16 protein-coding genes are annotated in these 21,835 nt (G+C 61.7%); 9 read left to right on the forward strand and 7 right to left on the reverse strand.

The window, feature by feature from the left end; genetic code table 11:
- Positions 1 to 3 precede the first annotated feature (3 nt).
- On the reverse strand, positions 4 to 942 hold the full coding sequence (locus ACSSVG_RS00860; protein ID WP_231338989.1) for a proteasome assembly chaperone family protein: 939 nt from the start codon (positions 940 to 942) through the stop codon (positions 4 to 6).
- Positions 943 to 1,278: 336 nt separating this feature from the next.
- Here ACSSVG_RS00860 and ACSSVG_RS00865 point away from each other — a divergent pair, with 336 nt between their 5' ends.
- From ACSSVG_RS00865 to ACSSVG_RS00880, 4 genes are all read left to right on the forward strand, one after another.
- Complete coding sequence (locus ACSSVG_RS00865) at positions 1,279 to 2,802, forward strand: leucyl aminopeptidase (protein ID WP_231338990.1); 1,524 nt, start codon at positions 1,279 to 1,281, stop codon at positions 2,800 to 2,802.
- Between the two features lie 297 nt (positions 2,803 to 3,099).
- Complete coding sequence (gene lpdA, locus ACSSVG_RS00870; RefSeq protein WP_253467719.1) at positions 3,100 to 4,482, forward strand: dihydrolipoyl dehydrogenase; 1,383 nt, start codon at positions 3,100 to 3,102, stop codon at positions 4,480 to 4,482.
- Between the two features lie 113 nt (positions 4,483 to 4,595).
- The gene (gene sucB, locus ACSSVG_RS00875; RefSeq protein WP_492416815.1) at positions 4,596 to 6,338 is read left to right on the forward strand and encodes a 2-oxoglutarate dehydrogenase, E2 component, dihydrolipoamide succinyltransferase; all 1,743 of its coding nucleotides are present in this window, start codon (positions 4,596 to 4,598) and stop codon (positions 6,336 to 6,338) included.
- A 136-nt stretch (positions 6,339 to 6,474) separates the two neighbouring features.
- Complete coding sequence (locus ACSSVG_RS00880) at positions 6,475 to 6,828, forward strand: hypothetical protein (RefSeq protein WP_090825484.1); 354 nt, start codon at positions 6,475 to 6,477, stop codon at positions 6,826 to 6,828.
- 93 nt (positions 6,829 to 6,921) lie between these two features.
- Here ACSSVG_RS00880 and ACSSVG_RS00885 read toward each other — a convergent pair whose 3' ends face one another.
- A complete protein-coding gene (locus ACSSVG_RS00885; protein WP_492416817.1) occupies positions 6,922 to 7,305 on the reverse strand; it encodes a VOC family protein in 384 nt (127 codons plus the stop codon).
- A 133-nt stretch (positions 7,306 to 7,438) separates the two neighbouring features.
- Between ACSSVG_RS00885 and ACSSVG_RS00890 the strand changes: the two genes are divergently transcribed.
- Positions 7,439 to 7,867 (forward strand): OsmC family protein, encoded by a 429-nt coding sequence (locus ACSSVG_RS00890; protein WP_159709070.1) that lies wholly within the window; start codon positions 7,439 to 7,441, stop codon positions 7,865 to 7,867.
- Between the two features lie 85 nt (positions 7,868 to 7,952).
- Here the strand turns inward: ACSSVG_RS00890 and ACSSVG_RS00895 are convergent, their stop codons facing one another.
- Positions 7,953 to 11,483, reverse strand: a complete 3,531-nt coding sequence (locus ACSSVG_RS00895) for a S41 family peptidase (RefSeq protein ID WP_492416819.1) — start codon at positions 11,481 to 11,483, stop codon at positions 7,953 to 7,955.
- 85 nt (positions 11,484 to 11,568) lie between these two features.
- Here ACSSVG_RS00895 and ACSSVG_RS00900 point away from each other — a divergent pair, with 85 nt between their 5' ends.
- Positions 11,569 to 12,468 carry a TIGR01777 family oxidoreductase gene (locus ACSSVG_RS00900; protein WP_231343440.1) on the forward strand — a complete coding sequence of 300 codons (900 nt, stop codon included), beginning with the start codon at positions 11,569 to 11,571 and terminating at the stop codon, positions 12,466 to 12,468.
- Between the two features lie 16 nt (positions 12,469 to 12,484).
- Here ACSSVG_RS00900 and ACSSVG_RS00905 read toward each other — a convergent pair whose 3' ends face one another.
- Positions 12,485 to 14,026 (reverse strand): serine/threonine-protein kinase, encoded by a 1,542-nt coding sequence (locus ACSSVG_RS00905; RefSeq protein ID WP_492416821.1) that lies wholly within the window; start codon positions 14,024 to 14,026, stop codon positions 12,485 to 12,487.
- 248 nt (positions 14,027 to 14,274) lie between these two features.
- On the opposite strand from ACSSVG_RS00905, the gene lipB reads away from it, so the two are divergent.
- Positions 14,275 to 14,943 carry a lipoyl(octanoyl) transferase LipB gene (lipB, locus tag ACSSVG_RS00910; RefSeq protein WP_231343438.1) on the forward strand — a complete coding sequence of 223 codons (669 nt, stop codon included), beginning with the start codon at positions 14,275 to 14,277 and terminating at the stop codon, positions 14,941 to 14,943.
- The gene (gene lipA, locus ACSSVG_RS00915) at positions 14,940 to 15,947 is read left to right on the forward strand and encodes a lipoyl synthase (protein ID WP_492416823.1); all 1,008 of its coding nucleotides are present in this window, start codon (positions 14,940 to 14,942) and stop codon (positions 15,945 to 15,947) included. Before lipB ends, lipA begins: the two co-directional genes overlap by 4 nt.
- 64 nt (positions 15,948 to 16,011) lie before the next feature.
- On the opposite strand, the gene ACSSVG_RS00920 is transcribed toward lipA, so the two are convergent.
- From ACSSVG_RS00920 to ACSSVG_RS00930, 3 genes are read right to left on the reverse strand one after another with little or no spacing between them, the layout of a single operon-like run.
- Positions 16,012 to 16,836 carry an acyltransferase gene (locus ACSSVG_RS00920; protein ID WP_231338996.1) on the reverse strand — a complete coding sequence of 275 codons (825 nt, stop codon included), beginning with the start codon at positions 16,834 to 16,836 and terminating at the stop codon, positions 16,012 to 16,014.
- A gap of 16 nt (positions 16,837 to 16,852) precedes the next feature.
- Positions 16,853 to 18,733, reverse strand: a complete 1,881-nt coding sequence (locus tag ACSSVG_RS00925; protein WP_231338997.1) for a hypothetical protein — start codon at positions 18,731 to 18,733, stop codon at positions 16,853 to 16,855.
- Positions 18,733 to 20,757 (reverse strand): CDP-glycerol glycerophosphotransferase family protein, encoded by a 2,025-nt coding sequence (locus ACSSVG_RS00930; protein ID WP_492416826.1) that lies wholly within the window; start codon positions 20,755 to 20,757, stop codon positions 18,733 to 18,735. The genes ACSSVG_RS00925 and ACSSVG_RS00930 overlap by 1 nt, the downstream gene beginning before the upstream one ends.
- Positions 20,758 to 21,058: 301 nt before the next feature.
- Between ACSSVG_RS00930 and ACSSVG_RS00935 the strand changes: the two genes are divergently transcribed.
- The gene (locus ACSSVG_RS00935) at positions 21,059 to 21,820 is read left to right on the forward strand and encodes a DUF4191 domain-containing protein (RefSeq protein ID WP_231339000.1); all 762 of its coding nucleotides are present in this window, start codon (positions 21,059 to 21,061) and stop codon (positions 21,818 to 21,820) included.
- Positions 21,821 to 21,835: the final 15 nt, after the last annotated feature.

A 21,835-nucleotide genomic window follows, 5' to 3' on the forward strand; every position in this document is an offset into this window, starting at 1 on the left:
GATTTATTGAGGCGAGTCTTTACGCGCCAGATAGGCCTCAACGGCGGCGCCAAGGTCTTCTGCATTGGGCAGTTCATCGTTCTCATCTGCCAGCAGGGAGCGGCGGACAACGCCTTCGGATTTCTCGTCGTAGCGCGTCTCCAGATTGGTGACCACCGCCTGCACTTCTTCCGACGCCTCGATTTGCTCGGCTATCTGGCGGCCCACTTCCCTACCCGCTTCGCGGAGTCGGTCCGTGGGCAGCATCAGCGATGTGGCCGCCCCCAGGTACTCCAGGCCGGCTACGGCTGCCGGAGGGTACTCAGCTTCTGACAGGTAGTGGGGCACGTGGATGACGTAGCCAGCAACATTGCGTTCGGCTTCCGTGAGCCGGAGTTCGAGGATGTGGCCAATAGCCGCGGGAACATCCACCGTGGGCTTCCAGCTGGAAATGCCCTCGATGAGATCGGGCCGGTTGCCATGCACCGTGACTCCGACGGGCCGCGTGTGCGGCACGGGCATCGGGATGGAATGGATCCACGTCACCAGGTTCACGTCGAGATGTTCCACGATTCCGACGACGGCACGCGAGAAACGTTCCCACTGAAGGTCCGGTTCGAACCCGGCCAACAGCAGAAACGGTTGGCCCAGCCCATCGTTCAACTTGTACAGGCCGAGCTTGGGAGCCTGGTAGTCCTGCAGATGGTCTTCGACAAAGCTGATGTGGGGCCTGCGAGAACGGTAGTCAATGAGTTGGTCGGCATCGAACATGGCCACCACCTCGGCATCAAGTTCTTCCAACAGTTCCGCGTTGATCTGCCGGACAACATGGCCCGCATCGGCAAAGCCCGTGAAGCCCATCACCATGTCCAGCCCGCGCAACTCCGGGCTGTGGAAGGTCTCGATATTACGTGCGTATAGCGATTCGGGGTCCAGGAGGGAGCCGGATATCCGTTCAAACACGGCGTGTTCCTTTCGCAATGACAAAGTAAGGGAAGATCCCGGGCAGCCGGGCAAAGAGCACCATGAGGGCACAAAGTCCTGGCTGCGGGATTCTACTAATTCGTACAACGCTGCACCTCCAACGGGCATTCCTGCCCCGGATGTGCCGCAGCTCTCATTTAATTGCTGTCCGCGGCGCTCGAGAGACTACGATCGAAACGGGCCGGCATCCTCGTGCGAAGCTGGCCCAGAAGACCAAGGCCGCCGTCGCAAGAGGACGTCGGGCACGTACCGGGGCAGGCCGCCGAACATGCGGCCCCGCCATGCAAAAGCAGAGAGAAGTGAGGAAACATCCTCGTGGTCAAGACTACTGACATCATCCTGGGCATTATCGCCAAGGACCTGAAAAAGTCCCCCAGCGACGCACTTGTGATTGGAGTTGCGCAAGGCGCGGATGGGCCTGTGCTGCTCACGAACCCCTTGAGCGCTAAAGCGGCCGAGTCAGTCGCTGGCTCCCTGAAGCTGTTGGGGATCACCGGCGCCCCAGATCAGGCACACCGGCTTCCAGGCCTGCCCGAGACGGGCTCGGGCATTCTGGTCCTGGCGGGCGTGGGTAAATTGTCCGACGCCGGCAGCCTCACCGAAGAGGCCCTGCGTCGCGCCGCTGGATCAGCGGTCCGGCAACTGGCCGGCGTCTCCTCAGTGACTCTTGCGTTCCCGACGACGACAGTCGCCGACGTCGCGGCCGTTGCTGAAGGTGCCGCCATGGGCGCCTACTCCTACACGGAGCACCGTTCCAGCAAGGATGGGCTGAAGGCCCCTGTGGCCAAAGCCCTGATTTTCTCGGATGTCGACCCCAAAGCAGCCCAACCCGCGCTTGACCGGGCAACAGTCTTGGCCCGTGCCGTGAACTCCACCCGCACCCTGGTCAACCAGCCGCCAAGCCACCTCTACCCGGAGTCCTTCGCAGAGTCCGCCAAGGAACTCGCCAAGGGCCTGCCGGTCAAAGTGACCGTATGGGATGAGAAACGGCTGGAAAAGGAAGGCTTTGGCGGAATCCTCGGCGTAGGCAAGGGTTCCACCCGCCAGCCCCGCTTGGTCAAGGTCGAATACACCCCGGTAAAGGCCACGAAGAAGATCGCACTCGTGGGCAAAGGCATCACGTTCGACACCGGCGGTATTTCCATCAAGCCGGCCCTCGGCATGGGCGACATGAAGAGCGACATGGCCGGTGCCGCCGTCGTACTTAACGCTGTCCTGGCCATCGCTTCGCTGGGTTTGCCCGTCAAGGCAACCGCATGGCTCTGCATCGCGGAGAACATGCCTTCAGGAGCCGCACAGCGGCCCGCGGACGTCCTGACCGTCTACGGGGGCAAGACAGTGGAGGTCCTGAACACGGACGCCGAAGGCCGCCTGGTGATGGCTGACGGTATTGTCGCTGCAGGCCTCGAGAAGCCCGATGTGATCATCGACGTCGCCACGCTGACCGGCGCGCAGTTGATTGCGCTGGGACTGCGCACGGCTGGCGTCATGGGTTCCGACTCAGTCACATCAGCCCTGAAATCCGCGGCAGACAGGGCCGGCGAGCTGGTCTGGCCGATGCCGCTGCCTGAGGAACTGCGTCCAAGCCTGGACTCCCAGGTGGCCGACCTCGCCAACATCGGTGAGCGCAACGGCGGCATGATGACCGCCGCCGTATTCCTGCGCGAATTCGTCGGCAAGAACGGCGACGGCCAGCAGATCCCTTGGGCCCATGTCGATATTGCGGGTCCGTCCTTCAATAACGGGAGCCCCTACGGCTACACCCCCAAGCAGGGAACCGGATGCACCGTGCGTACCTTGGTTGCCTACGCCGAGGATCTCCTGGCAGTTTCTGCCTAAGCGGCACTCCCACGCCCTTCCGGGGTAGTGCGGACACCCGCGGGACACCCCTGCAGGAGCCCGCACAACCCCGGAATTATGCGGCGTGTAGCGCTATGTCACAAGTGAACGTGAGTCTCGACACAAGCGCTCCACAAACGCCCGCAGAGGGTGGAGCATGGGTAGGTGGTTCGCTAAGGTGAACTCGATAGTCACAAATGCAAGAGAACTTAGGTGCTGGCATAATCACGGCAGAACAAGTTCCAAAGACCAGATGACACCAGTCCCGTGTCATCATTCACGCGAGGGAGCGTTTTAGTGGCCGATCAGGCAACTGCGCAAGAATTCGACATCCTGGTACTCGGTGGCGGCAGCGGCGGCTACGCCACCGCCCTGCGGGCCGTACAGCTTGGGTTCACCGTTGGCCTTGTGGAAAAGGCAAAGCTCGGCGGAACCTGCCTGCACAACGGTTGTATCCCCACCAAGGCACTCCTGCACTCGGCCGAACTGGCCGACCACGCACGCGATTCCGCCAAGTACGGCGTCAACGTCACGCTCGACAGCATCGACATGCCGGCAGTGAACGCTTACAAGGACGGCATCATTGCCGGTAAGTTCAAGGGCCTTCAGGGACTTATCAAGTCCAAGGGCATCACCGTCATCGAGGGTGAAGGCAAGCTTCAGGGCAACAACACGGTAGTCGTCAACGGCACCCCCTACACGGGCAAGAACATTGTCCTTGCTACGGGTTCCTACTCGCGCTCCCTGCCCGGCCTGGAAATCGGCGGCAAGGTCATCACCTCCGACCAGGCCCTGACCATGGACTACATCCCCAAGAGCGCGATCGTCCTTGGCGGCGGCGTCATCGGCGTCGAATTTGCTTCCGTCTGGAAGTCGTTCGGCGTGGACGTCACCATCATCGAAGGCCTCCCCTCCTTGGTTCCCAACGAGGACGCATCGATCGTCAAGAACCTTGAGCGTGCGTTCAAGAAGCGCGGCATCAAGTTCACCACCGGCATCTTCTTCCAGGGTGTCGAGCAGAACGACGACGGCGTCAAGGTCACCTTGGTTGACGGCCAGACGTTCGAAGCCGACCTCCTCCTCGTCGCAGTTGGCCGCGGCCCCGTGACTGCCAACCTGGGCTACGAAGAAGCCGGTATCACCATCGACCGTGGCTTCGTCATCACCAACGAGCGTCTCCACACCGGCGTAGGCAACATCTACGCAGTGGGCGACATCGTCCCGGGCGTCCAGCTCGCGCACCGCGGCTACCAGCAGGGTATCTTCGTCGCCGAGGAAATCGCCGGCCTCAACCCGGCCATCGTCGAAGACATCAACATCCCCAAGGTCACGTACTGCGAGCCTGAAATCGCCACGGTCGGCTATACCGAAAAGGCCGCCAAGGAAAAGTTTGGCGACGACCAGGTACAGACCCAGGAATACAACCTTGCCGGTAACGGCAAGAGCTCCATTCTCGGCACCGGTGGCATCGTCAAGCTCGTTCGCCAGAAGGATGGCCCCGTAGTTGGCATCCACATGATCGGCTCCCGCATCGGCGAGCAGATCGGCGAAGCCCAGCTGATCGTGAACTGGGAAGCATACCCGGAGGACGTGGCCCAGCTGGTCCACGCCCACCCCACCCAGAACGAAGCTTTGGGCGAAGCCCACCTCGCCCTCGCGGGCAAGCCGCTCCACGGCTAAGTCTTTACCCAAGACAAACGGGTCGGGTGCATGCAGCGGAATCTGCCGGATGCACCCGGCCCGGACCAGCAGAATTCATCCGCACAAAGATCAATAAGGAGAACGGGGACGACATGTCTGAATCCGTTAACTTGCCCGCCCTCGGTGAGAGTGTCACCGAAGGAACCGTCACCCGCTGGCTCAAGCAGGTTGGTGACCGGGTAGAGATCGACGAGCCGCTGCTCGAGGTTTCAACCGACAAAGTAGACACCGAAATCCCTTCTCCGATCTCAGGCGTCATCGAAGAAATCCTCGTCGCTGAAGACGAGACGGCTGAAGTTGGCGCCCCCTTGGTCCGCATTGGCGACGGCTCCGGCTCTGGCGCTCCTGCTGCAGAAGCTGCGCCGGCTGAGGAAGCACCCGCTGCTCCGGCCGAGCAGGCTGCACCGGCGGAAGAGGCTCCGGCCGCTGAAGAGAACCAGGCACCCGAAGCTCCCGCAGCTTCGGGCGGCGAAGGCCACGAAGTAACCCTCCCCGCGCTGGGCGAGAGCGTTACCGAAGGAACCGTCACCCGATGGCTCAAGGCCGTTGGCGACACCGTAGAGGTCGACGAACCGCTCCTTGAGGTCTCCACGGACAAAGTCGACACCGAGATTCCCTCGCCCGTTGCCGGGACCCTGCAGGAAATCCGCGTCAACGAGGACGAGACTGCCGAGGTTGGTTCCGTCCTGGCCGTGATCGGATCCGGCGCAGCTGCTCCGGCTGCCGCCGCAGCTCCTGCCCAAGCTCCGGCCGCACCGGCAGCAGCACCCGCACCGGCAGCAGCACCTGCTCCGGCGGCCACTCCGGCTCCCGCGGCCGCACCCGCTGCTGCACCCGCACCGGCAGCCACTCCGGCCCCTGCCGCTGCTCCGGCTGCTCCCGCGACTGAAGGTTCTTCGGAATCCGGTTACGTCACTCCCCTGGTCCGCAAGCTTGCCAACCAGCATGGCGTGGACATCGCGTCAGTCTCCGGCACCGGTGTCGGTGGCCGCATCCGCAAGCAGGATGTCCTGGCCGCTGCCGAAGCCAAGCAGGCCGCCGCAGCCCCCGCTGCATCGGCTCCTGCGGCAGCGCCCGCTGCCAAGGCTGCTGCCCCGGTCGTCGCATCGTCGCTGCGCGGGACCACGGAGAAGGCCCCGCGTATCCGCCAGGTCATCGCCCGCCGCATGCGCGAGTCCCTTGAGGTCTCCACCCAGCTGACGCAGGTGCACGAGGTCGACATGACCAAGATCGCCAAGCTGCGCCTCAAGGCCAAGAACTCGTTCCAGGCCCAGAACGGTGTCAAGCTGACCTTCCTGCCGTTCATCGCCAAGGCTGTGGCCGAGGCCCTGAAGCAGCACCCCAAGCTGAACGCTGCTTACGACGAGTCCAAGCAGGAAATCACCTACCACAACGCCGAACACCTGGCGATCGCCGTCGACACCGACAAGGGCCTCCTGGTTCCCGTCATCTCCGACGCCGGTAACCTGAACCTTGCGGGCCTCGCCGGCAAGATCGCCGACGTCGCAGGCCGTACCCGCGACGGCAAGATCGGTCCGGACGAGCTGTCCGGCGGTACGTTCAGCATCACCAACATCGGTTCTGTTGGCGCACTGTTCGACACCCCGATCATCAACCAGCCGCAGGTGGGTATCCTCGGGACCGGCGCGATCGTCAAGCGCGCTGTCGTGGTTGCCGACGAAAATGGCGATGACTCGATCGCCATCCGCTCCATGATGTACCTGTCCCTGACGTATGACCACCGCCTGGTGGACGGCGCGGACGCCGGCCGGTTCCTGCAGACCCTCAAGGCCCGCCTTGAGGAAGGTGCTTTCGAAGCTGACCTTGGTCTCTAGGACTCGGCTCCAGTAGGCGGCGCCTACAGGACAAAAGGGGCAGGCTACCGGGAAAACCGGTGGCCTGCCCCTTTGCTGTACCCACTCGCGCGTGGCTTTGCTACGTGACGTAGAACCAACTGGATAAGCTGGGGGCATGAGTATTCTCTTCAACATTCTGGTGTTCTTGCACATCGTCGGCGCAGCCATGATTGTGGGCTACTGGATCGCCACCCTCAGGGAGCCAACCGTCCACCCGCGCCAGCGCGACGGCGCTTTCCTTCAGCTCCTGACGGGCATCGCAATGATGGGGCTGTTCCCGTTGTTGCCGGACGCCGACCCCAACTACTTCAAGCTTGGCGTTAAGTTCGCCATCGGCGTGGCCGTTGCAGTCCTTGCCGTCATCGGCTCACGCAAGGTAAAGAACGGCGAACCAGTATCGACTGGCTTGGCCCACGGTGTCGGCGGCCTGGCGTTGGTGAACATCGCAATCGCCACCCTCTGGAACTAGTCCGGGTATCTTCCCCTCGACATTGCCCTGAACCACGGCAGCCGTCCCACAGTGCATCCATGCACAGCGGGGCGGCTGCTGTTTATGGAATTGCTACTCCTGGGCGATGCAGAACTCGTTGCCCTCGGGGTCCTGCATGACGTCCCAGTGGAAATCCGCGATGTCATGTCCCCCGACGAAAGTAGCTCCCAACGACTCAGCCCTTCGTCTCAGAGCCGTGGCATCGCCGTCGTGGAGGTCCAAGTGAAGCCGGCGTCGCCCCTCGGTGGGCGCGGCGACCTGTTGAAACGCCAGTTGGGGGTAGCCGGGTTCCGAGGGCCGCAGCCAGATGAAACCTTCATGTTCTGCGGCAACGGGCATGTTCAGCAGTTTCGACCAGAAGGCCGCCAAGTGGGCGGCATCGACCGCGTTGATCATGATCGACGCGATTCTGGGCCCCCGGCCGTGCGTGCCAATTACCTGTTCTTCGGTATCCATTCGGCCAGTCTAGGGGTCACAATCCACTGACAGCGGAATGGCCGTGCGGTCCGGCAGCATAGTCCATAGGATTGATCCCGGTGGCACCCGCCGAAGGCTGGTTGCCGACTCACAACGACCCCAAGGAGTGGACATGGCAGCAACACGCACCGCACACACGGTTTGGAACGGCAACCTGATTGAAGGCGCCGGCAACACAACGCTGGACAGCTCAGGCCTGGGCACGTTCGATGTCACGTGGAAGGCCCGTACCGAGCAGTCCGGCGGCAAGACCAGCCCCGAGGAACTGATTGCAGCTGCCCACTCCGCATGCTTCTCCATGGCTTTCAGCCACGCCCTTGCTGGTGAAGGTTTCACTGCTGAAGAAGTGCACACCAAGGCTGATGTGACGTTCGTTCCCGGCACCGGCATCACCGGTAGCCACCTGACGATGACTGCCAAGGTTCCGGGTCTTTCAGAAGAGGATTTCCGTCGTATCTCCGAGGACGCCAAGACCGGCTGCCCCGTTTCCGGCGCACTGGCCAGCATCGAGATCACGTTGGATGCCACGCTGGCGGCGTAGCACCACCAAGGCCTGATCAGCAGAAGAGCCCCGGCACTTTCCCTCACGGGAAGATGCCGGGGCTCTTCTGTGCCCGACCCGCCTGCTAGCCCTTTTGCGGACGCGAGGGCAGTGGTGCCGGCCGCACCTTCCGGTAGCCCTCACGCAGGGGCGGACGATCAGTCGGCAGTTCCTGGATCATTTCCTTGAGCGCGCCGATCCCGTACTCCAGCTGCGGATCTGTTCCTGCAGCGTAGGCGTGGGGTGGGAAAAGCACCTCGATGTCCGGCTCCACCCCGCGGTTTTCAACGTCCCATCCGATCCCGCCACTGAACCAGGTGGCGTAGCGGGGCTGCGTCACACCTGTACCGTCGGCCAAGGCGAAGCGGTTGTCGATGCCCACCACGCCGCCCCAGGTCCGCGTACCGATGACCGGGCCGATGCCCCTGAGCTTGGAAACCTGCGTGATGATGTCACCGTCCGATCCGGCAAATTCGTCGGCCAGGATGATCACAGGGCCCCGCGGCGCATGGTGCGGGTAGGTACGCGGCTTCTCTCCGCGCGGCATGCTCCATCCGGTGACCTTCCGTCCGATCAGTTCGGCTACCAGTTGGGACGTATGCCCGCCACGGTTGCGCCGCACATCCACGATCAGGCCATCCAGCGCAGTTTCGGTGTCCAGATCGCGGTGGAGCTGCGCCCAGCCGTTGGCCATCATGTCCGGGACGTGGAGGTAGCCAAACTTGCCGTCCGAGGCCTCACGTACCGTACGACGGTTGGCCCTGACCCAATCCTGGTACCGCAACCTCTCCTCGTCACGGACAGGTACCACGGCCACTCGACGCTGGTCACCGGCGGCTTCGCCATGTCCTTCACCGTTCAGAAGCGTCAGCTCGACAGTCCTGCCTGCAGCGCCCGCCAGTTGCATGGCCGGTGTCAAGGCCGCGGAAAGTTCGACGCCGTCAATCGCCAGAAGGACGTCGCCCACCTTCGCGTCCGCTCCGGGACGCGTCAAGGGTGAAGTAGCCAAGGGGTCGGACGACTCCCCCGCCAGAATCCGTGTAATCTCCCAGCCTTGCTTACCGAGTTGCAACTCAGCGCCAAGCCGGCCCTGGCCGTTACGTCCGGGCTCCGTCACTGCGGCCGGCTTAACGTAGGCGTGGGAGGTCCCCAGCTCGCCATGGATCTCCCACAGCAGGTCCACCAGGTCGTCATGGGAACCGAGGCGATCCACCACAGGGCGGTACCGCTTGTACACGGAGTCCCAATCCTGGCCAGCCATGTCGGCAGTCCAGAAGAAGTCCCGCTGGAGGCGCCACGCCTCATCAAATGCCTGTCCCCACGCAGCCACGGGGTCAAGGGTGACGCGGACCCTGTTAAGTTCCACCTTCACAAGGTCTCCGGAGTCTTCATCCACCTTGGCGTCAGCAGGCACGGACGTGACCTGTTGGTCGAGGATGTAGACAACCCGTGTCAGGTCGCCCGACAAACGGTATCTGTCCACAGCAGAAACCAGGGTGGTTTGCTTACGCTTTGCCAGGTCATAGCGCACCAACGATGGTGAGCTCTTCTTATCCTGCAGCGTGCCTTTGCCTTCACCGGTGACGCCCGCGAGCTCAGTATCGAGCCACAAGAGTGCGCCGACTCCGACAGCCAACTCCGTGTAATTTCCTTGGGGCACAGGGACTGCGATGACTCGGTGCGCAAGGCCGTCCGGATCGACCCGCACGGCAGGTGCGCCGCCGTCGTCGGACTTGGTCGAGGTGGGCGGGACATCCTCGAGCATGTCAACGGACGGGCCGAACGGTGAAGGGGTGTCCGCGGCCAAGGCAACCAGGTACGGCTTGATCGGGCTCGGGAAGGACAAGTCGAAGGAGTGGCCGTCATATACGGGGTCGAAGCTTCGGTTGGACAGGAAAGCAAGGAACTTACCATCAGGGGTGAACCGCGGCGATTCATCGCAGAAACGCCCATCCGTGACATCAATGATGCCGGCCTCAGCCTCGCCTGGGCGGGCGATCCGGAGTTTGCTCCGCGAGCCAAAGGAAGTGACGGGCTCGGACCATGCGAGCCACTGCGAGTCACCGGACCACGCCAGTTGATCGATGCTGCCCTCACCAACGCTGACCAGCAGGGTCAGGGTGCCCGCCGCAGTATCGGCCACGAAGACGTCACCGAACGCGGTGCCAATGGCCAGCCAGCGGCCGTCCGGGCTGGCTTCCAGGGCACTCGTACGCGTAGGCGACGGGAAATCAATGCGGACGTCACCCGTGTCTTCCGCTGGTACAAGGCCTGTGGGTGTCGCCGATCCGCTCACAGTGTCCGCCGACGGTTCGACCGCCTCGCCGGATTTTTCGCGGGCTGGGTCCCCTTCCGGAGCTGCGCCCCCGTCCGCTGGCTTTATGGGGGTGGTCGTCGGCACCGACGTGCTCCCCTGCCCGAGCACATTCGAGGCGGAGACAGGCTTGGGCAAGGGATCTGAGTCGCCGGCCGGAGCGGGCTCTGGATCAACCTTTGCAGGCACCTCAACAGCTGCGGAAAGACGCGAAGCGATGCGCTTGATGTACACGGCTTCAACGGAGCCGTGGTCAGCGACGTAAGCGATCCGGCCGTCAGTGAGCGGACGTGGCAAGCGGGCGCGGACTCCGGGCGTCGCTTCCACCACCCGTGAAGGACCGTCCTTGTGGCGAAGCCAATGGAGGGTTCCGTGCGCTTCGACGGCACTGGCAGTGCCAGCGGCGTTGGGAACCACATCGCCAAGGTGCGCAGAGGCCTTGAGCGGTGCCGGACGGCGGGCCGGGGACGCTGAACCCAGGGTGATGTTCAGTTTGGCAGCCTCGGCGTCACCGTCAAGCGATGGGATCATCCACAGTTCTCCGGCGGATTCGAAAATCACCCGGCTGCCGTCAGTGCTGGCGTGCCGGACGTAGAAGTCCTCATGGTCGGTGTGCCGGCGCAGCCCCGACCCATCGGGCAGCACGGAGTAGAGGTTTCCGTACCCCTCATGGTCTGACAGGAAAGCGATGCGCCCATTGACCCACAGCGGGTCGGTAACGTTGCCATCCACCTCGGGTACCAATCGGTCGAACTCACCGTTACCGTCGGCGTCGATCCACAGCTTGCCGGCGGTGCCGCCACGGTATCGCTTCCACCATGCCGGCTCGCGGGAAAGGACGCTGGCCAGGACCACGGGCTTCTCATCACCGATTTCGGGACCGAAAGCAACTGCCTCAACGGGACCGAAAGGAAGTTCGACGGCGGCACCGCCGTCAAGCGGGAGGCTGTAGGCATGCGTGTGCCGGCTTTCGGCCTGCTGGAAAGCGCTGGTGACCACCACGTTTCCGGCAGGGGTGAAGCCTTTGACTTTTGTGGTGCTGTGTCCGAAGTAGGTCAACTGCCTGTATCCACCGCCGTCGACCTCTGCCGTCACGACCTCCGGTGACGTCCCAACAATCACCGTCCATACAAGCCGCTTCCCGTCGGGAGTGAAACGGGGGTTCCTGGCTGGCAGTTGCTGCGATGAAACACGCCAGGCACGGCCGCCGGAGAGGGGCGCGATCCAGATGTCATCTTCTGCCACGAAAGTGACCAGATCGCCGTGCACATGCGGGAAACGGAGGTAGCTGGAGGAGGTCATTGTTCGATCATAGTCAAGAGGTGCCCACCCTCAGCCGCACCGACAGGCGTTTCCGCCACACACGCTGCCCATGGTGAGATGGGTCATGAGAATCGTGATGTCCGGAGCGTCGGGAATGATTGGAACTGCACTGTCAGGGCACCTGCGGGGTCAGGGCCATGACGTCATCCGCCTGGTACGGCGACCTGCCAGGGACACTGGTGAATGGACGTGGGACCCGGCGGCGGGAGAACTCGATGAGGCCGTCCTGGACAACACCGATGCCGTAGTCAACCTCTCCGGTGCCGGCATCGGGGACCGTCCGTGGACCAAACGGCGGATAAGGGTCCTCCGGGATTCCCGTCTCCAGGCCACAGGGACCCTGACGGCCGCCATGCGACGTCTTGCCAGTCCGCCGGCTACCTTCGTCAGCCAATCCGCGTCCGGTTACTACGGCGCCTCGCGCGAAGGCGTTCTGCGCGAGGATTCGGGCCCCGGCGCAGGCGTGCTGGGCAGTTTGTGTGTTGAGTGGGAGCGCACCGCAAGGACAGCGCCATCGGGCGTGCGGGTAGTGACTCCGAGGACCGGCGTGGTGCTCAGCACCTCCGGAGGCGCACTTGGGCCGCTGCTCCCCTTGCTAAAACTCGGACTCGGTGGACCGTTTGGGAACGGGCGCCAGTACTGGCCTTGGATAACACTGACCGACGAAGCACGGGCGCTGGCATATCTCCTCACATCCGACATCGATGGACCCGTGAATGTTTGCGCGCCGGAGAGCGCGGATGTCAACGCGATCGTCGCAAGCCTCGCGAAGGCGTTCCACCGGCCTGCCGTCTGCCGTGTCCCCCGGCCTGCCTTGCGTTTGGTTCTCGGACGACTGGCAGATGAACTCGTTCTGGCCAACCAGCGAATGGAGCCCTCCCGCCTGGCGGAGGCTGGTTTCCACTGGCAGCACCCATCGCTCTCTGATGCCATGACCTGGCTGACTCAAGACACCCCGCGCTGACCAGCTCCTCAACTCATCACCCGGCCACACTTGGGGCCAGGATCCCGGATATCCGCCACCGGCCGTTTGCGCGAACCACGTGCAAACGGAGGTCTTGCGGCGAACCGGCGAGCCAGGTGTGTGCCACTGCCCCCGACGAATCGCGTTCCTCAAAGGTCGACGTGGCAACAGTAGCCCCCACCATTACGTCATTGGAGTCCGGGGATCCTTCAACTTTCACTCCGGACAACGTCGTCGAAAACCCGGCGAAAACAGTTCCTGCCTCTTTGAGGTGATCCGCCACCTGGTTGTCGGCAACTTCAGCGGGTGATCCCGGCACGTTGACCAAGGCCAACAGGTCAAGGCGTCCCTGTCCCAAGGCGACATCACGAACGGATGACAATGCCTTTACTGCCACTGCCGGATCCTCAGCCCGAAGGCCTTCGGCAAGGGCTTCGGGCAGGTCCGCGGCGTGCGCGGCAGCGGTTGAGGATGCTGGGCCGGGTGCTGGCACAAGGCTGGGTGCGCTGCTTTCGATGGATCCTGCCGGCTGAGTGGAAGACGCCTGGTTCTGCTGCCACGGCAGGGGGCCCTGCTGGGAAACGGTCCACCCACCGGCGCCAATAAGCATGCCGGCCGCCAGGACCAACGCAAGGTTCTTGATCCAGGCGCCCGTGCTTCGACGTCGGCGGCCTTCCGCTCGGATTGTGGCCTCTGGTCCGACCGACGGAAATTGATGGAACCGGCGTATCCACCGTGGTGCGCGGCGGGGTGAGCGCCCCAACGCCTCGCGTCGGGTGAGCAGCTCTGGAATGACGGAGGGATGCACGGCTCCGGACAAGTCCAGCGGCTCGGGAGCAGCGCTTCTGAAAATCGCTGTGCCGAGTTCCCGGGCAGTCGGACGTACATGGGGATCGGCGTCAAGCGCAGCCTCCAAAGCAGCCATGAGGGACTTGGGAACATCGGGAACCAGCAGGGACAAAGGTGGGCGGTGCCGGGTGTCCGCCGGGGCAGATCCGGTCAAGCAATACCATCCAACGGCGGCCAGCGAATAGACATCACGCTGTGGCTGCAGTTCGCGCCGGGCATGACCGCCTGCAGCGACGGCTGATGGATCCCTGAAGCCCGGAGTCCCTGCATCCATGACCTGCTGGGCGCCCCCCACCATGGCGGCCACACCGAAGTCTGCAAGCAGTGGCATCCCCTCTGCCGTGAACAACACATTCCCCGGCGACACGTCTCCGTGTACCGCACCGTTGACATGCAGGTAGTCCAGGGCCTGGGCGAGAGGGGTCAGCATGGTCACCGCTTCGCCCACGCGAAGAATGCCCCGCCCGGCCATCAGGTTGGCCAGTGAGCCACCGGCGGCGTAGTCCATGACAATCCCGGCAGTGTCCCCGGCGCCTCCAGTCACAGGCAGGACTTCATGAATTCGAACGAGGTGCTGATGCTTGAAGCCCGCGAGGAGCCTGACCTCCCGCGCAACACCTTCTGTGATGACGCCGCCGCTGCTGCTTTCTCCGCTTGCTCCTCCGCCGCACTTGATCGCAAGACGCACCCCGTCACTGTTCCTTGTCACGAGCCAAACTGTGGAGCTGCTGCCTTGGCCCAATTGGCGGGATATCTGGTAACCCGGAACAAGGGGCACGACACCGGCGGGAATATCCAGTTTTTCCATAGACAAGGTCTACCGGACCAGGGGATTTTCCGCAGAAGTTATCCACAGGGCGCCCGCTTCCGGCAGCTTGCCAACGACAGCGCAGGATGCGACTGAGAGGTTCACCACAAAATCATGGCCACTGTCCTGCTGGGTCTAAGCTTGAACCCATGACTCTTGAGTTTTCAGAACTGGGTCTTGCCCCGGAATTCGTTGATTACATGCAGGGCTGGGACCTGCAGCGCGAGATCCACAACAAAGTTGTTGCGGGCGAGCAGAACAGCACCGTCTTGCTCCTGGAGCACGCTGCCGTCTATACGGCCGGCAAACTCACGGAAGATCACGAGCGTCCCTTTGACGGGACACCCGTTGTTCCCGTGGACCGTGGCGGCAAACTAACGTGGCACGGCCCCGGCCAGCTGATTGCCTACCCCATTCTCAAACTCAAGAACCGCGCCGGTATCCGCGACTATGTGGAACGGCTTGAGGCCACCATGATCGCGGTCATGAGTGACTACGGCATTAACGCAGTCACTGTGAAGGGCCGGGCAGGGGTTTGGATTCTTGCCGATGAAAAGGGTCCGGACCGCAAAATTGCCGCCATCGGCATACGCGTCCTGGACGGTGTCACCATGCACGGTGTCGCCATCAACTGCAGCAATGACCTGGCGCCTTACGCACAGATCATCGCCTGTGGAATCACTGACGCCAGCGTCACCACCATGTCGCTGGAAGCAGGCCGGACCATCAATCCTGCCGACATCGTTGACCGCTTCGTGGAAGAGTTCCGCAAGCATGAAGAAGCACTCGTTTCCACCCCCGAAGGAGCACTCCAGTGACCTTGGCACCTGAAGGCCGTAAGTTGCTGCGCGTTGAGGCGCGTAACGCGGCGGTCCCGGTTGAACGCAAGCCCGAGTGGATCAAGGCCAAGGTCCAGATGGGTCCTGAATTTGTCCAGCTCAAGAACCTGGTGAAGAAGGAAGGCCTGCACACGGTCTGTGAAGAGGCCGGTTGCCCGAACATTTTCGAGTGCTGGGAAGACAAGGAAGCGACGTTCCTGATCGGCGGTTCCGAGTGCACCCGGCGCTGTGATTTCTGCCAGATCGATACCGGTAAACCGTCCCCGGTGGACATGTTCGAACCCACCAAGGTGGCCCGGAGCGTCCAGGCGATGCAGTTGCGGTACGCCACGGTGACCGGAGTGGCCCGTGATGACCTGGCCGATGAGGGTGTCTGGTTGTACGCCGAAACGGTGAGGAAGATCCACGAACTGAACCCGGGCACGGGGGTGGAGTTGTTGATCCCTGATTTTTCCGGCAAGCCTGAGCACATCGCGTCGATCTGTGATTCCAAGCCTGAGGTGTTCGCGCATAACGTCGAGACGGTGCCGAGGATTTTCAAGCGGATCCGTCCGGCATTCCGGTACGAGCGGTCCCTGGATGTCATCACGCAGGGCCGTGATTTGGGCATGGTGACCAAGTCCAACCTGATCCTGGGCATGGGCGAGACCCGGGAGGAAATCTCCGAGGCGCTGCGGGACCTGCACGAGGCCGGGTGTGATTTGATCACGATCACCCAGTACCTGCGCCCGTCCGAGCGGCACTTGCCGGTGGACCGGTGGGTCAAGCCGCAGGAGTTCGTGGACCTCCAGGAAGAAGCCCAGGAGATCGGTTTCCTTGGTGTGATGTCGGGTCCGTTGGTGCGGTCCTCGTACCGGGCCGGGCGCCTCTGGGCCACCGCGATGCGGAAGAAGGGCTGGGAAATCCCGGCCGCCCTGGCCCACATCGAGTCCTCCGGCACCACCCGCCAGGAAGCCTCCACCATCCTCGCCGCCCACAGCTAGGCACTGCTCCACCACCCCGTCCTCAGCCGCGCCGTGAACACTCAGATGGCGCGGCTGAGTTGACTCACCCGATATAGAAGCGGTTTTTGCCGTCCATCTGATCCAGCTGGAAGCACCAAGCTGCCCTTCCTATGCCGGAAGTGGCTGCATCCAGTTCGCGCTCAAGACTCTGGATGTCCGCGGGCTCTTCGTCGGCAGAGAAGATAAACTCGTCTCCCGCATGGTCATGGCTCAGCTCGGTTTGGGCGGCGGTGTAACCATGCACAGAAGGTCTCGTCCAGAAAATCCCGTTGCCAACAATCCGGGCAGGCACCCCGGCCGCTGTCGAGTTGGACGGGATCTTCTTGGTAATCAGGGCCCTGGCCGCAAGAATGCTGCCCGAACCAACTTTGGCACCTTTGAGGAGCAGGGTGTCCTCCCCCAACCACACGTGATCCCCTACCCAGATGGATTCGCTGGGGTTGACTCGTTGGTGGTGTTCCACGGAATAGATCAGGTGAGGATCAGCCGTCCTGAACGCAACACGCGACGAGAACATTGCGTCCCTGCCAACGATGACGTGCTTGCGCTCGGTGGGAAGTACGCGGGCTTCTGCCGTGAAGGTTGCCCCGGGTCCCAGATAGAACACGGACTCTTCAAATACGGTGGCAATCACTTTGAGGAAGCCATGGGACTTTCGCAGATGAATGACTGAGTCGTTTCCCAGGAAGCGGAGTCTCGTATTTCGTAGGCGGGCACCGTCCTCGACGAACAGGACATTTCCAGTCCCGGCAAATTCAACTGTTGATGCGGTGAATTCGGAGCCGGGGGTGTCCTTGAGATGGACTACGTTATCCCTGACCTTGGAAACGTCCGCGTAGGAGTGGATCACCTGGTTTTTTCGAGCCATGCCATTGCCGCCCGAATCACTGCTGCCCGGCACCGGCCAGCACCGCCTCGGACTCACGGTTCAGAAGGCAAACGTCATCCCAATCAACCGCGGACAGGACCTCCGACGCCTGGACGTACTCGTCTCCGTGGACCACGATGAGCAAGCGCTGAACTCCGGCGGCAATGACGAATCTCAAAGCTACGAGGTCTGCCATGGACCACCCATCCAGCGGTTGGATGACTGCTTTGTAGGCGATCCGCCTGCTGATATCTCCGGAGAGGGCTTCAGCAACCTCTGCTTCGGCATCGGGAACGAAATGAATTTCCATCGTGTCGCCGTCAGACGCGAGGCGATGGCACCGATAGCGGTAGCGGGCAAATGCATCGCCGTCGAGGATGACGTACTCACTGGCTGATTCGGCGTGAAGAGTCAGCGGTTGGGAACTCATCTTGAGCTTTGGGATTCTCGTTCCAGGCTTCACTGGGCCAGGCAACGATCCTGTCCATGTGGTTCCAGTGGCTTCCATGGCGACCACCGAGCTGAGTTGATCGATCGAGTCGTAAGCCGGGAAGAGGCTTTGCTCCATGGATGTGTACTTTACGAAGTTGTAGGAATGTTCCGTCATCAGCTGCAGGAAACGCGTCCTGCCGTTCCATCCCTCAATGAACCAGTTTGCCCCAGTTACCTCAGAGGCTGCGGGGTCAACACGTACTTGAACCTGGACGGTGTGTCCATGGCGGAAGGTACGCAACTCTTCGCAGCCGAACTGTTGGTCAACGGGGCCCTTCAGGAACCTCCGGATGATGCCCAACATGGCAGGCAACGCGGCGCGGGCAACGTCGGAGTGTTGGCCGTCGATGCGGTACTTGGCAAGGTTCGGAACATCGGATATCAGCTCGATCAGCGAGTGATTGCTCAACTCATCCGAATTCGTGTAGAAGTAGTCTATTTTGCGGCCCTCTGCGAAGTATCGCCGGAGGCGGTCTTCCGGTTGATCGGTGTCACGCAAGGCAGGGTTTCGGAAGAGGTTGTCCTTGAAGAAGGGCTTGCTGAAGTAGTACGGAAGGTTCATCTGCGGGACTGCAAGCAGCAGGCTGGCATTGGGAAAGTACTTGGCATACTGGATGGCGATAGTGCCGCCTTTGGAAGCGCCGAAGAACAGCATTGCCGCTTGATCAATGTGAAACCGGCTACGCAGCCCGTCAATCGCATGTCGAACACGGTGGTCAAGCGGCCTGCCGGCGTTATCGACCATCATGTAGGAGCCTGCCACCAGGTAGCGGTCTTGAAAGCACACCATGAGGGTGTCTTTCAGATCGGCATCCGTGAGGTCCTTGAGGTAACTCACGGCGTAGGAAATCCGGGTAGTTGAGGGACCGAAACCCGGAAACGTGATCAGCATCTTCTTCGGATTAGTTGTGTTGCCCCGAAGGGAGTAGAAAACATCACCATGCTGTTCCACACCGTACTGGTCATCGTATTTGAGTTGCTGCGGCGTAGTGAAGGCTCCACGCCCAATCTTCAACTCATAGGGAGCGTCGATATCAAGGGTGAAGTGCGAGATATCGTCCGAGGTGACCATGATGTTCCGGTACTCGAGCGGAAAGCCGCGGGCTGGTGGCTCAACCTTGTTTCCATAAACCACTTTCCCGTCCTGAAAGAGTCGGAATGGTTTGCCCTTCCAGGACTCCCAGCCGCCGATCGTCAGCTTGGCGAAGTAGATGCCTTGGGGAAGGCTTTCAGAGGCAATGCGGCGGATTCTGCCCTCCAGGCCTTTGGCCTTGATGATCCGCCGCACCGGTGAATCAGCGCGGGATGCCAGGAGTGCCCGGGCTAACTCCAAGCCTGCCGGCGAGTATGCAGCCGCCCTGCCGACCTTGGTGATGCTCCGTTTGAAGCCATGAATCAACGTCATCAGAGACTCAACATCCTTTCCACTATTTTCTCGTTGATGCGTGCCGGATCCACGCCTTCGAAGAAACGTTCGCGACGCTGGATGAACTTGGGATCCGTGTCCGCGAAGCCTTCCTGGATGATGTGCTCCACAACCTCGGCGTGCTCACTGAACACCGGTCCCAGCCCGTCGTCGACGTAGTCCAAGCGACTTTCATACGGCTGATCCCGGAAGAAATCCGCAGCGTCCCAGTGGTAATACACAATGGGAGTGCCAATGAAGGCGGCGTCAAGGGCGGCGGAGCTGTAGTCAGTCAGCACCATTTCGGCCGAACGGATAGCCTCGCGGTAGCTCAAATCCGACTGCACGACGCGTTCAGAGAACCTGAACTGCCCGGCGCGTTTTTCCACATTGGGGTGCAGTTTTACGTGCATCACGCGGTCCGTGTCCTCAAGGAACTCCAGCAGCGCGGGGTCAGACAGCAGCTTGTCGATGGCGCGGAAGTACGTCGACTGGGCGAAGTGCTCCGATGACGACTGATGCAGGTTGAAACGCCACGTAGGCATAAAGAGGAGATGCTGCTGCCCGTGGGCGTTGCGCGCCAAGGACTGGTATCGGGGCAGTCCGGAGTTGAGGGTCTCGACCGGGGCGAGCCTGCTCATGTAGTCCGCTTCAACCCGGCCTGTGGCAACGAAAACGTCAAAGTACTTCGAGAGCACCCAATCGGACATGTCATTGAGCTGGATACCGTGCTGGAGATAAACAAAACGGGAGTTCGCGAACGACTTGCCTCTGTACCTGATGCTGTAAATCTGCGATGAGACCACGAGATCGGACACCAGGAATTTCTCGTAGAACTCCTTCGTAAAGATGGGGATCAGCTTGAAGCCCTTACTCTCCAGACGCTCCCAGTCAGGAGACTTAGGGTTGAGCGCGAAGTATGCCTGGTTGAACTCCGGATGATTCTTTGTGAAGTACTCGTAGAGGTGCTCTGCGTTGTCGTCTGCCTGCAGCGGCCGGTCGAAAAACAAAATTGTGGAGGACGGACCGATAGGCCGGTTGTAGAAGTTGTAGCTCCCGGGCCTGGCGTGGCCGGACCTGAGGTTTCGCGCCAGATAACACCTCTCGATGGTCAGAATCTCTTCGTTGAAGAGCAACTCATACAGCGGCAACGCGTTTTCTTCACTGTCCGCCTTATCGCGGAAGACCAAATACGCGTCCTTATCGCTCAGTTGCTTATAGAACTGCTTGTTGGCGGCCGGATCGTCCAGCCATCGGATCCAGGCCGCCTCGAAAGGCTGCAGCGGTTCAACCAACGCCAGCAGGTCGATCAGATCGAAGCCGCGAATCAGCTCACGTAGATGGCTCAAGCTGATCGATGTTGCCTTTTGTCCCCGCATTCCCCGCAGGAACAGCGCAACATAGCGCAAGAGGTGCAGCCTGACTTCCTTGGCTGAAGTCGGGATTATCGGAGCCAAGCGGCTTGCTTCTCCCGTTATGTGAAGCCCTATGGCTGCCTTCGTGTCCGAGGCCATCGAGAAGCCCGTGTTCAGCGGCTTAACCTTCGCAATGGACCAGTACATCCGGTAGCTGATGTAGATGGCGGATCGATCCACATCGCCCAGCGCCTCCAGCGCGTCGGCCAGCCGCCTGGTATTGAACGCAACGCCAAAGACGTCAGTGTCGCGGGAGTAGTGGTATGCCTCGTCAATCTTGGTGCCGGCCACGTTCTTGGCAATGGCTCCGGTGTAGACAACCGGCTCGGCGAGATAGACAGTGCGTGTCCGCAAATACTCGAAAATGGTACTCACATAGTTCGCGGACAGGAGATGGGAGGTACGCATGAAGATGACGTACTTGCTCTCGATCTCCTCGCAGAGCTGTGAGATGCCGGCCGTCGTCAATGGCTTCTCCACGTGGAGGATGGCGAATTGCGACTCCAGGCGCAGGCGCGCGGCCAGCAGTCGTCGGTACATGGCTGACTCGCGGTCAAGCTGTCCCGTTTCCTCAAGGACGATGGTTAGTAGTGGCGGCAGATCGGGCATTTGGTTCCTATGGGGTCGAACGTGTAGAGGGCGCACTGATGTCGAGGACCCCAGGGGTTCCTCGTTGATCAGTACGCATCGCAAGAGCACTCCGTGGCATTAACGTCGAGGCACTCCGCAGCTGGGACTCACTATGGACAAGTGCCGCTTCGCGTTGAATCATGACGGAAAAATCAAAAAGGAATCCCCATGTGTGGGAGGCCGGCCACCAGCTGGTGCCGTCGCGCCGTACCCCGCACCCGGTGTCGCCTTCGGCAACGCGTCCAGCGTCTGGGCGTACATCACGTAGAATTAACGCACTATGGCGAACTCCCCTGATTCCAACAAATCGACCCCCTCGGCCGACGCACCCAAGCGTGGGCTGTTCCAGCGCAAGCCCAAGGAAGCCAAGGCAAAGAAGCCTAGCCAGCTGAAGCAGATCGCTGAAGTCTTCAAGATGACGCGGCGGAACGATCCCCAGGTCGTGTGGATCATGGTGCTCGCCTTCCTTGCCGTCGTGGCTGTGGCCTTCCTCATCGGCTTCCTCCTGGAAAACTGGGTCACCGGCCTGATCATCGGCATTCCCCTTGGCCTGTTGGCTGCGGTGTTCATTCTTTCCCGCCGTGCGGAAAAGGCAGCTTTCGCGCAAATCGAGAACCAGCCGGGCGCATCAGGTGCAGCGTTGGGAACGCTTCGTCGCGGATGGGTCACACAGGACCAGCCCGTGGCAGTCAATCCACGTACCCAGGATGCGGTGTTCATGGCCATTGGCCGGGCCGGTGTAGTCCTGGTGAGCGAAGGACCCTCGCACCGCGTCAAGCCCCTCGTGGATGCCGAGCGCAAGCGGTTGGCCCGGATTCTCCCGAACGTCACCATCCACGTCCTCGAATCCGGACGCGGAGAGGGACAGGTGCCGCTGAACAAACTGGCCAAGACCATGGGCAAGCTCAAGAAGGAGCTCACCAAGATCGAAGTCAACGCTGTCAGCAAGCGCATTAACTCCCTGGGTAACCGTCTCCCGATCCCCAAGGGCATTGACCCCTACAAGGCACGCCCGGACCGCAAGGCCGCGCGCGGACGCTGACGACCATAACGAAAA

The organism is Paenarthrobacter sp. E2MeOHC11 (assembly GCF_058744955.1).

What these genes read in the sequence shown, in the direction of transcription:
- ACSSVG_RS00890 (WP_159709070.1), top strand. Translation starts at nt 7,439, where the DNA reads ATGGCAGCAACACGCACCGCACACACGGTTTGGAACGGCAACCTGATT.
- ACSSVG_RS00935 (WP_231339000.1), top strand. Translation starts at nt 21,059, where the DNA reads ATGGCGAACTCCCCTGATTCCAACAAATCGACCCCCTCGGCCGACGCA.
- lipB (WP_231343438.1), top strand. Translation starts at nt 14,275, where the DNA reads ATGACTCTTGAGTTTTCAGAACTGGGTCTTGCCCCGGAATTCGTTGAT.
- ACSSVG_RS00885 (WP_492416817.1), bottom strand. Translation starts at nt 7,305, where the DNA reads ATGGATACCGAAGAACAGGTAATTGGCACGCACGGCCGGGGGCCCAGA.
- ACSSVG_RS00920 (WP_231338996.1), bottom strand. Translation starts at nt 16,836, where the DNA reads ATGGCTCGAAAAAACCAGGTGATCCACTCCTACGCGGACGTTTCCAAG.
- ACSSVG_RS00900 (WP_231343440.1), top strand. Translation starts at nt 11,569, where the DNA reads ATGAGAATCGTGATGTCCGGAGCGTCGGGAATGATTGGAACTGCACTG.
- sucB (WP_492416815.1), top strand. Translation starts at nt 4,596, where the DNA reads ATGTCTGAATCCGTTAACTTGCCCGCCCTCGGTGAGAGTGTCACCGAA.
- ACSSVG_RS00880 (WP_090825484.1), top strand. Translation starts at nt 6,475, where the DNA reads ATGAGTATTCTCTTCAACATTCTGGTGTTCTTGCACATCGTCGGCGCA.
- ACSSVG_RS00925 (WP_231338997.1), bottom strand. Translation starts at nt 18,733, where the DNA reads ATGACGTTGATTCATGGCTTCAAACGGAGCATCACCAAGGTCGGCAGG.
- ACSSVG_RS00930 (WP_492416826.1), bottom strand. Translation starts at nt 20,757, where the DNA reads ATGCCCGATCTGCCGCCACTACTAACCATCGTCCTTGAGGAAACGGGA.
- ACSSVG_RS00895 (WP_492416819.1), bottom strand. Translation starts at nt 11,483, where the DNA reads ATGACCTCCTCCAGCTACCTCCGTTTCCCGCATGTGCACGGCGATCTG.